The organism is Sphaerochaeta sp. S2 (assembly GCF_016406725.1).
GTDB lineage: Bacteria > Spirochaetota > Spirochaetia > Sphaerochaetales > Sphaerochaetaceae > Sphaerochaeta.
In genome coordinates this window covers 1-10367 of the sequence record NZ_JAEKNT010000068.1, presented here as the reverse complement: position 1 = coordinate 10367, position 10367 = coordinate 1, and the positions used below count along the sequence as shown (strand labels likewise).

The following is a 10367-nucleotide window of genomic DNA, read 5'->3' as shown; positions in this document are numbered from 1 at the left end:
ACTCTATATTATGAGCCTCATCAATGATCAGTCGATTGAACGGAGGAAGAATCATCTCCTCTTCATAGCCTACATCACTGATGAATCGGCTCTGGGCATCAGTAAAAAGCAAATGGTGGTTGCTGATAATGATTTTCGCATCCTTCGCCTTTGCCTTTGCCTTGAAATAGAAACAGTCACGAAAGTATGCACAGGCGTGATTCTGGCAGAGATCCCCGTCACTGCAGATCTCCCCTTTCAGTTCTCCACTCAGCCGACCAGGAAAGTCTGCAAACAGACCGGTTTCACTCTCCTTGATCCACTGCCCCACCTGATAGAGTTCACTGGCCGGGTCTTGGACAAGCAGGGAGGAATCGGCCTTTGCCTGCATGAATCGGTTTATGCAGAGATAGTTACCCCTGCCCACAGCAAGTGCAATCTTGCAGGATAAGCCGAGAAACTTGAACAGCATGGGAATATCCTTCTCATACAGCTGTTTTTGCAGGTTGATCGTACTGGTTGCAACCACCGTGCGCTCATCAGGGGATTGCATTGCGGCATAGAGTGCAACAGCAAGATAGGCAAAGGATTTACCGATACCGGTCCCCGCCTCTATCGCTGCTATGGCATTGCGTTCAAAGCTCTCCCTGACAAGGTCAGCCATATTGAGTTGTCCCTCGCGATACTCATAAGAGGGGAAGTTCTGCTCCAACAACCCATCCTTATCAAAAATCTGATAGATGTCATGCTTGGTCAATGTGATATTCCTGTACTTTTCTATGCAAGGTTTTCCTTCCAATACCCAAGACCTCTGCTGCCTTGGTCTTATTCCCCCCACACTGTGCAAGGGTGCTGATGATCAACTGCTTTTCCGCCTCAGCCAAGGTTATGCCGACATCGAGGGAGAGATTCTGTGAATTCTCCGCCTTGGTGACACTTGGGGGCAGGTCATCATACTCAATGACCGACCCACGGGCAAGCACAACGGCGCTCTCTATGCAATTTCTGAGTTCCCGGATATTCCCCGGCCAGTCGTAACTGAGCAAGGCGCGTTTTGCCTGAGGGGAGAACCCCTCAATACTACGGTTGTTCTCCTTGCTGAACAACGTAAGGAATGAGGTCATCAGGAGTGGAATATCATCTTTCCTTTCCCTCAGTGGAGGTACCTCTAGATGAACGACATTAAGTCGGTAGTACAGATCCTCACGGAAATTGCCTTTCTCAATCTCCTTAAGCAGATCCCGGTTGGTTGCGCACACGATACGGACATCGACAGAAATGGGTTTCTCTCCACCTACCCGTTCAAACTGCTTCTCCTGCAACACCCTCAGTAGTTTCACCTGGGTGGCTGCATCGATCTCCCCGATTTCATCGAGGAAGATTGTTCCCCCATCAGCTAGTTCGAACCGTCCGCGTTTCTCTTTCACCGCCCCGGTAAAGGATCCCTTCTCGTGTCCAAACAACTCACTCTCCAGCAAGCTCGAAGTCAAGGCAGCACAGTGCACTTTCACCAAGGGTCCCTTGCTTCTATTGCTCAGTTCATGGATTGCATCGGCAACAAGCTCCTTGCCTACTCCACTCTCCCCGGTGACCAGCACCGAGGCTTTTGTTGGTGCAACCTGGCTTACAATGTCCATCAACTCCACCATTTTTTGGCTCTTGCCGATGATTCGGTCATACCGATTACGAGCCTTGAGTTGGGCAACTTCCTCTTTCAGTCTCTCATGTTCTACATAGAGATCATTATTGGAGAGTGCTTTCTTAACCACCAGGGTCAAGCGGTCCAGATCAACCGGTTTGGTGAAGAAATCGATGGCTCCTGAGCGCATTGCTTCCACTGCGGTCTCAATGGTCCCATGCCCGGTGAGTACGATGACCGGCATGCGGGGATAGGCACTGTTGATCTTCTTCAGCAATTCCTCTCCACTCATGTTCGGCATTCTCAGGTCAGTGATGACAAGATCAACCGACTGCTTGTTCACCATATCCCAGGCCACCTTTCCATCCTCTGCCTCAAGGGTTTCAAAACCTTCAAGTTCCATGGCCAAGGCTAGGCCGTTTCTGATATTTCTCTCATCATCACATATCAGGATGTTACGACTCATAGTGTACCTCCGCTACCGTATCCCACTTCAGTGCAAGCCGTTCACTCTTGGGGACAGGGAATGTAAGGGTAAATACAGTTCCCTCTCCAAGCTTGCTCTGCACCGTAATATCTCCCTTGTGTTCTTTCAAGATCTTGTAGACCACAGTCAGCCCAAGCCCTGTACCGGTAGCCTTGGTAGTGAAGTAGGGCTCAAATATCTTCTGTTGCGTCTCCTCATCCATACCAATGCCGGTATCCTGGATCTTCAACACCACATGGTCCCCATCCAGCCTGGTCTGGAGAATGAGTTTCCCCCCTCCCTCCATGGCATTCATAGCATTCTTTATCAGGTTGAGTACTGCTTGCTTGAGAAGATGCTCATCATATTCCAACCGAGGCAGTGAAGACGCAAAATCCTTGATCAGGTGAACGTTATGCTCTTCCAGTTCCGGCTCAACGAAAGAGCAGATATCCTCCAATGTCTTGGTCATCTGAGCAAGGCGCAGCCGTGTATCCATGGGCCGTACCGCAAAGAGAAAATCCACCACAATACCGTTGAGGCGACTGATTTCCTCTTCCAAGACAGAGAGATACCGCTCTGCATCACCAAGGGTAAGGGACTCCTTCCTTTCAAACGCTTTTTTCAGGAGTTGCAAATGGATTCCCATTGCTGCAAGCGGGTTCTTGATCTCATGGGCTACCCCTGCGGCCATGGTGGTCATCGATGCAAGGTTCTCACTCCTACGAAGCCTGGCTTCATTTGCATTATGCTCCGTGACATCACTCAACATGATCACAAAGGAAGATCTCATTCTCTCAGAGCTGTTCAAGTAGGAATAAACCGTCACAGCGATGGTCTGCATCTTGGTTCCTTTCTGGAACGTGAACTCGTTTTCTTCATCCTGGTGCTTTCCCTTGAGTGCCAGCATAATATAGTGAAGGACATGTTCATCCTCAATGACCCGGGAGAGGGCCATCCCTTCATAATTCCGCATTCTTGCCATGGGAATGAGGGTACGGCATCTGCTGTTTGCATAGTGGACGATTTTTCTCTCGTCGGTCAGGATTACCCCATCCTGGATTGACTCAAGTACACTCTCCAGCATCTCAAGATCACTGGATTGGCTTTTCAGGATCTCCACTATCTGATTGGTATCAAGTTGGTCAATCTTCTGGATTGCCCGTTGGACAAAGTTTTTCATGCTTCCTCCATCATTTGATAGTACAGGGATTCAAGCATCAGACGGTTGTTCTGGTTGTAGAGCTGCGCCCTATTGTAGGTAGTATTGACCAGTGATGAGAGCGCAAGCAGTGACCTGGATGGCATCACCCGCCTAAGCGATTCAAGCATTGCCTTCAATACAAACTCATACCCTTGCATATCATCAACTTCCTTGAGCAGTGATGCAATCTCACTACTCTGCAGGTATCGCTGCTCCTGTATTGATGCAACGAAAAGCTCAGCAATCTGTGTGGCACGAGAGAGATCCATACCACCACCTTCAAGGAAGAAAGACTCCAAGGAGTCGTACTGTTTGTCGTGAAGATAGAATGGTTGGAGGTACGTACCAACCGCCTCCCGGGAGAGTGGCGGAAATGCGTACCTGCGTACCCTGGAAAGGATTGTCTGCATAATCCGGTTTGGATACTCGCTGATCAAGAAGAAGTAGGTATCTTTCGCCGGCTCCTCAAGCATCTTCAGCAAGCTGTTGCGCGCAGAGCTGTTTGTCATCTCCATCGCCTCCAGAATGATGAATCGCTTCCCATCCCCCATGCTGGTCTGGCCACTCCAATGTTCCAGTGCCCGCACCTGAGAGATGGTCACCGTGGTATTCTTCTTGGCTGCGGTAAAGAGTCCTTTCAGTGCACTTCGCATTTCCTTGACTGCTTTCTTGGCCTGGGAGGCATTCCCTATCTCCATCCGTGCAAAATCCACCAGGAGGTCATTGACCTGCCCCGCGAGGGCCGCAGCTGTATTCTGACTCTGTGTCTGTGTACCTGAGAGCAAGGCTGGATGATACTGCAACAACATCCGCCGGATACTCTGTATGACGAATTGCCTGGAAAAATCATTATAGAGCCTTTCAAAGGTGGAGAGACTCGTCTCGATAACGCTTCGATGATCCCTCTGACTGATGATGACCACATTTGAAACGGTGAGGTTTCTGAATTTCCGACAACTATCACAACTACAGTGATCATCTCCCCCTTGATTACAGGAGAGCACCCTTGCAGTCTCAAGGGCAAAACTCATTCTGAGGCTGTACCGACTTCCCCCAAACAGGTTTACCTGACTCAGCGTACCAGAGGTTATCTGATCTTGTAGTTGCTCAGCCACTCCCCTCTGGTATTCCTTCAAGGCTTCAAACATTAGGGGCCTGCACTGTTGAAGCGAACCAGTTTACCGTCTCGGGAACCAACGGCCTCACTACATTGAGGGTGAATTGGCTTTTATCGAATACAGCAGAAAGGTCGAAGACTGTTTGGAGTTCCAGCACATAGATCACCAAGGCACACACGATGCCAACTTCAAGGACTCCCCATAGGAAACCAAGCAGACCATTGACCGAACGAAGGCCGGTGGCATTCAGTGCTGTTTCCAAGAGATTTCCCACAAATCGCATCAAAGCATAGCCAATCAAGAACAGGATCACAAAACTGATAAGACTTGCAAGCAGACTGGGAAGGGCAAATGACTTAACCAACAATTCAGCAATCAGCTTGGTGAACATCAGTGCAGAGAAAAAACCGATGATATAGCCACTGCGATGGCTGAATGCATCAGCAAACCCGCTAAGGGTGTCTGCGATTCCTCCAATGATTGCAAGCGAGAAAACGATGATATCAATAGAATTGAAATATACAGAACCTATGGTCAAACCCCACTGCATGTTGACTCCTTCACTGTTTTCAGCACAGTTGCTATATGTTGTGCACTCGTTTCATGAGCAAGCTTTCCCAGATTGTCACGCAACCTGAAGCGAAGCTTCTCGTCAGTAACCAAGGAAGATACACCTTCCAGAAATTGCTTCACATCCAAGGTGTCTGGATAGAGCACCACCACCGCTTCCTTCTGCTCAAACAGACGAGCGTTGTCTATCTGGTCACCTCTGCTTGATGCCCCACCCAGGGGGATGAGAAGGGATGGACAGCCAAACAACGCAATTTCAGCCAAGGTATTCGCACCTGCTCGGCTGACCACCACCGTGGCATGTTTCAACAGAAGGGGCAATGCCTCATCAATGAAGGGCACCTCCTGATAGTGGTCATGTACTATGTGCTGTATACCCTTTGCCCCGCACTGATGATAGACATACCCCATCTCAGTAAGGGAATCAAGAGACTCTCGCACCAATTGATTAATCTGTGCTGAACCACTGCTACCACCCAGTACAAGAATCAAGGGCTCTGACGGCCCTAAGAACGCTGGCCTTTGCAATGCATCTTGTCTTGATGCGAGCACCAGAGACCGTCGTATAGGGTTCCCTGTTACCACCAGCTTGTACTTCTTCAGTGATGTGAATCCCTCGGAAAAAGGAACACAGATACGTGTTGAAAACCTTGCATTTATCCTGGTCGCCAGACCGGGTGTTGCATCGCTCTCATGACTTACCACCGGAATACGCAATACTGCCGCCGCCAATACCGGGGGTACTGATACAAACCCTCCCTTGGAGAAGAGTACCTCAGGTCTCTGAGTTCTCAGAATACGAAGAGACTGGAAGAATGCAATACAAATATTTCCGATGTCGAGGAAGTTCCTGAAGGACCAGTAGCGACGAAGTTTCCCCCACCGTATTGCAAAGAATGGAATGCCATAGCGCGCAACAGCCTCCTTCTCGGAGGTTTCTTCACGCCCGATCCAAAAACAGCGGTAGTCCGGCAAGAGAGCCAACTCTTCATGGACAGCCAAGGCTGGGAAAACGTGTCCGAGGGTTCCTCCCCCTGTGTAACAGACTACCATGGCATCACTATAGCACAATGAAAGCAGTTGCTCCAGCAGAATTGTATCACTTTGATACACCATGGGTATAATTGTCCCATCTTTTCCAGACACTTCTACTTTTCTTGCAACTCCAGTATGAGTATACTTACAAGAAGGGGCCAAGCCCCTATATTCGCAACAAGAGAGAAATTCATGGGCACCTCACTATTTACCAAACTGTTCGGAACCAAACAAGATAAGGACCTCAAATCCCTCAAGCCACTCGTAGAGCTGGTCAACAAGGAAGCAGCCTGGGCAGAGAGCCTCAGTGCTGAAGAGGTGCGCCAGCAAACCCAGAGCTTCAAGGAACAGGTGGCACAAGGTGCAAGCCTTGACTCACTTTTGCCCAAGGCCTTTGCCTTGGCACGAGAAGCAGCAAGCCGAGTATTGGGTGAACGACACTACGATGTGCAGATCATGGGAGCAGCGGTGCTTCATCAGGGAAAGATCCTGGAAATGAAAACCGGTGAAGGAAAAACCCTTACCTGTGTTCCGGCCGCGTATTTGAATGCGCTTACCGGAAAAGGCGTCCATGTAGTGACCGTAAACGACTATCTTGCAGGTCGTGATGCCTCCTGGATGGGCCCTGTCTATGAATACCTGGGGCTCTCCGTGGGTGTCATTCTCTCATCCATGGACAATGAAGCAAAACGGAGTTCCTATTCCAAGGATGTTACATACGGTACAAACAATGAGTTTGGGTTTGATTATCTCAGGGATAACATGAAGTGGTCTGAGCAGGAAAAAATTCAGCCAAAACATCACTACTGCATCATAGACGAAATCGACTCAATCCTTATTGATGAGGCAAGGACTCCCTTGATCATCAGCGGACAGAGTGAGGATGACTCTGCTCAGGTACTGGGAGCAGCAAAGATAGCACCTCTACTCAGTGAGTGTGAAAAGAATCCTGATACCGGTGATTACTATGAACCCGACCCACTTGCACGTTTCGACCGCAAGGCTCCCGTATTCGAGGAACATGGGGACTACAAGCTGGACGAAAAGCAAAAGCGGGTTTCTTTCACCAACCAAGGAATGAACCATATTGAGGAATTACTGAACAAGTACCATATCATCAACGGTTCACTCTATGAGGATGAGAATTTCGAGTATGTCCACTACGTCACCCAGGCAGTAAAGGCACTTCGACTCTATACCCCCGATGTAGACTATGTCGTCGTCGAAGGACAGGTACAGATTGTTGATGAATTTACCGGCCGCATACTCCACGGCAGGCGCTACAGCGAGGGTCTCCATCAGGCAATTGAGGCAAAGGAAAAAATAAAGATCCTTGGTCAGAACAAGACTCTTGCCACGATCACATACCAGAACTTCTTCAGGATGTACGACAAGATCAGCGGCATGACCGGTACCGCAGATACCGAAGCTCCTGAGTTCCTCAAGATCTACGGCCTCGATGTTGTGGTCATCCCAACCAACAAGCCGATCGTCAGAAAAGATTTTCCGGATTTGGTCTACTATAATGAAGAGTTCAAGTTCAAGGCCATCTGTGAGGAGATCCAGAAGGTCCATAGTACAGGTCAACCGATTCTGGTCGGCACCATCAGCATTGAGAAAAGCGAGCTGCTCTCAGTCCTGCTTCGCAGAATGGGCGTCAAGCACGAGGTACTCAATGCCAAGAACCATGCACGAGAGGCCTTGATCATCGAGAACGCTGGTGCCAAGGGAGCGGTTACCATTGCCACAAACATGGCAGGACGTGGAACCGATATCAAGCTTGGTGGCAGCCTAGACGGGAGAGCAAGAGCCATCTGTGGGGCTGATGCTAGTGCTGAGGAGCTTACTGAAGCAATCAAGAAAGTATACCCTGCATGGAAGCATGATTATGAAGAGGTAAAGGAACTCGGCGGACTCTATATCCTTGGAACTGAAAGACATGAATCCAGACGTATCGATAATCAGTTGCGTGGTCGAAGTGGCCGTCAGGGAGACCCTGGTGCAAGCCGATTCTTTGTCTCCCTGGATGATCCACTGATGCGCCTGTTCGCCTCTGAGAATCTGAAGACCATGCTCGGCAAGATCGGCATGCAAGATGGGGAGCCCATTGAACACCGTATGCTGAGCAATGCAATCGAGAAAGCCCAGAAGCGTGTAGAGGATCGCAACTTTGAAATCAGGAAGCACCTTCTTGATTATGATGATGTGCTCAATGAACAGAGAAATTATCTCTATGATGAGCGTGATGCAATCCTCAGTGATGAGCACCTACTGGAACGCGTCAGGGGTATTTGTCACGATATCAGCGATGATATGGTTGACCAGGTATTCTCCGATGGCAAGGATGACAAGAAAGGAATCAAGCTGCTTGAGGAGATGCTCACCACATTCCACCTTGAGATCCCTCCCCTTCCCGAGCAAGCTTCTGCAGATGAGTACAAACAACAACTGCGGCAGTATATCGACAAGGAGATTGATGACAAGGTTGCCCTCACTGGTGAGAAACCATTCAACGATTTCCTCCGTTTCAACTACCTCCGTCAGATCGATCTCAGATGGCAGGACCATCTCACAGCTCTTGAGGATCTACGTGATGCAGTAGGATTGAGAAGCTATGCACAACGCAATCCCCTCGTTGAGTACAAGGTGGAAGGATTTGAGATCTTTACCGAGATGCTTGAAGGGATCAAGGTTTTCATGGCACAAACCCTGGTCAGGGTGAAGATCACCAAACCGGAACAGCAGTACCGTCAGAAAGCCAAGGAAGCCAAGACAGTGGAGAGCCACCAGGCACAAGGAGCTTTCAGTAGTGCAAGCCAAGGCCCCAGACGAGTACAAGGTGGAGGGGACACGGCTCCTGTTACGGTAAGAAGACAGACCCCAAAGGTGGGAAGGAATGACCCATGCCCATGTGGGAGCGGTAAGAAATACAAGCATTGCTGCGGAAAGAATGCTTGAGGATATGCCCAAACAAGAAAATGGAGACTGCATTTGCGGTCTCCCTTTTTATCATACATTGAGAACGATTGATCTTAGAAGAATTGCATTGGATCAAGTGCAATTCCAGATTGTTCGATACTGAAAAAGAGCGTCGGCTGCTCATAATCGGTGCCACTGGTTCCGATACTTCCTATAACCTGTCCCTTTTCGAGACTTGCACCGATGCGTACATCATTACTTACATTCTCCAGATGGTAATAGCTGCTTCTGTAGCCACCCTCATGGCTAAGGATTACGAATCTTCCCCTGCCCTTCTGCTCATATCCTGCATCTACCACTTCACCCTTGGCTGAAGCTACAACAGCTTCTCCCCAATCTCCTTCAATGAGTATTCCTGCGAGGATTTCATTCTCTCCGGTTGTGGGGTTCTCAAAAGACTGTCCAAAGAGCCTACTGATGGAGCCTGGGGACGGTTTCTGGAACTGGATGGGGGAAACATCAGTGAGCTGGGCAAGAGAGGATGATGAGGTATCAGGAATGAAAAGTTCCTGACCAACGAAAATTCTCTCATTCTTCAGGTTGTTGAGCTCCTGCAAAGTCTTCCACCCCAAGGTAGGGCTGTACTTTCGGGCGATTGTACTGAGCATGTCGCCCTCTCTCACTGTATAGAGCTGACCATCACGGTCGGGAATGGTAAGGGTAACCCCTTCCTTGACAGCCTGGATATTCCGGATTTTGTTCACACTGATCAGGGTCTGTGGCTTGAGGCTGTATAAATCTGCGATGGACGCAAGATCCTCACCTTCCTTGACCAGATGCTCTGCATACTGGATGGAAGCACTACTGGTGGTGGGTGTTCTACGTACCGGGGGAGCGTCATCAATTGCCCTGGCACTCTCCGTATCCACTACCGGTGCATCAGATGGAGATATGGCTCCTTCTGGGGTCTCATCACTGCTGATTTGCGGGGCATCAGCAATTTCCTTCACCTCAGGCAACACCTCCTCAATCACTGTAGATTGATTTTCATTGCCTTGATTCTGCACTGGAAAAAACTGATACCAGATCACAATTACCACCACACAGATAGCGATACCCAGGGCAATCGTCCAGATCAGCCCTTTGCTCGGTCGGTTATTTTCAGAGCCATCCCTTCCTGAACGCCAAGAAGGCCGCTCTTGCATGTCATCATAGTAGTCTTTTCCCATAGCTCGACATTACCTTTCCTACATAGTAGTATAAATCAATCATGGCTACCAGTCCAAAACATACATATATCAGATTCTTCACCTTGCTTATTTCCCTTATTCTTGGGATTTTTTTCATCAGATTGGCCTCTATGATGCTTTTTGACCAGCCACAGACAAAAACATACCACAATCCAGAGGTAGCCGAAAGTGTGGTAAGGGGTACAAT

The 10367-nt window shown here is 49.1% G+C and carries 8 protein-coding genes; 1 reads left to right on the top strand and 7 read right to left on the bottom strand.

What is annotated here, in order from left to right:
* From JF818_RS01720 to murG, 6 genes are all read right to left on the bottom strand, one after another.
* Positions 1-736, bottom strand: a 736-nt coding sequence (locus tag JF818_RS01720; protein WP_198890269.1) for an ATP-dependent DNA helicase, incomplete at its 3' end; no start/stop codon positions are given.
* Entirely contained in the window at positions 723-2084 is a 1362-nt protein-coding gene (locus JF818_RS01715) for a sigma-54 dependent transcriptional regulator (protein WP_198890268.1), read from the bottom strand. The genes JF818_RS01715 and JF818_RS01720, both read right to left, overlap by 14 nt.
* The gene (locus JF818_RS01710) at positions 2074-3267 is read right to left on the bottom strand and encodes a nitrogen regulation protein NR(II) (protein ID WP_198890267.1); all 1194 of its coding nucleotides are present in this window, start codon (positions 3265-3267) and stop codon (positions 2074-2076) included. The genes JF818_RS01715 and JF818_RS01710 overlap by 11 nt, the downstream gene beginning before the upstream one ends.
* Positions 3264-4436, bottom strand: coding sequence for a hypothetical protein (locus tag JF818_RS01705; RefSeq protein WP_198890266.1), 1173 nt, complete (start codon positions 4434-4436; stop codon positions 3264-3266). Before JF818_RS01705 ends, JF818_RS01710 begins: the two co-directional genes overlap by 4 nt.
* The gene (locus JF818_RS01700) at positions 4429-4956 is read right to left on the bottom strand and encodes a CvpA family protein (RefSeq protein ID WP_198890265.1); all 528 of its coding nucleotides are present in this window, start codon (positions 4954-4956) and stop codon (positions 4429-4431) included. Before JF818_RS01700 ends, JF818_RS01705 begins: the two co-directional genes overlap by 8 nt.
* Positions 4941-6092 carry an undecaprenyldiphospho-muramoylpentapeptide beta-N-acetylglucosaminyltransferase gene (gene murG, locus JF818_RS01695; protein WP_198890264.1) on the bottom strand — a complete coding sequence of 384 codons (1152 nt, stop codon included), beginning with the start codon at positions 6090-6092 and terminating at the stop codon, positions 4941-4943. Before murG ends, JF818_RS01700 begins: the two co-directional genes overlap by 16 nt.
* A gap of 111 nt (positions 6093-6203) precedes the next feature.
* On the opposite strand from murG, the gene secA reads away from it, so the two are divergent.
* Positions 6204-8969, top strand: a complete 2766-nt coding sequence (gene secA / locus JF818_RS01690) for a preprotein translocase subunit SecA (protein ID WP_198890263.1) — start codon at positions 6204-6206, stop codon at positions 8967-8969.
* 74 nt (positions 8970-9043) lie between these two features.
* On the opposite strand, the gene JF818_RS01685 is transcribed toward secA, so the two are convergent.
* On the bottom strand, positions 9044-10159 hold the full coding sequence (locus tag JF818_RS01685; RefSeq protein WP_198890262.1) for a M23 family metallopeptidase: 1116 nt from the start codon (positions 10157-10159) through the stop codon (positions 9044-9046).
* Positions 10160-10367 lie beyond the last annotated feature (208 nt).

What these genes read in the sequence shown, in the direction of transcription:
- JF818_RS01700 (WP_198890265.1), bottom strand. Translation starts at nt 4,956, where the DNA reads ATGCAGTGGGGTTTGACCATAGGTTCTGTATATTTCAATTCTATTGAT.
- secA (WP_198890263.1), top strand. Translation starts at nt 6,204, where the DNA reads ATGGGCACCTCACTATTTACCAAACTGTTCGGAACCAAACAAGATAAG.
- JF818_RS01710 (WP_198890267.1), bottom strand. Translation starts at nt 3,267, where the DNA reads ATGAAAAACTTTGTCCAACGGGCAATCCAGAAGATTGACCAACTTGAT.
- JF818_RS01705 (WP_198890266.1), bottom strand. Translation starts at nt 4,436, where the DNA reads ATGTTTGAAGCCTTGAAGGAATACCAGAGGGGAGTGGCTGAGCAACTA.
- JF818_RS01685 (WP_198890262.1), bottom strand. Translation starts at nt 10,159, where the DNA reads ATGGGAAAAGACTACTATGATGACATGCAAGAGCGGCCTTCTTGGCGT.
- murG (WP_198890264.1), bottom strand. Translation starts at nt 6,092, where the DNA reads ATGGTGTATCAAAGTGATACAATTCTGCTGGAGCAACTGCTTTCATTG.
- JF818_RS01715 (WP_198890268.1), bottom strand. Translation starts at nt 2,084, where the DNA reads ATGAGTCGTAACATCCTGATATGTGATGATGAGAGAAATATCAGAAAC.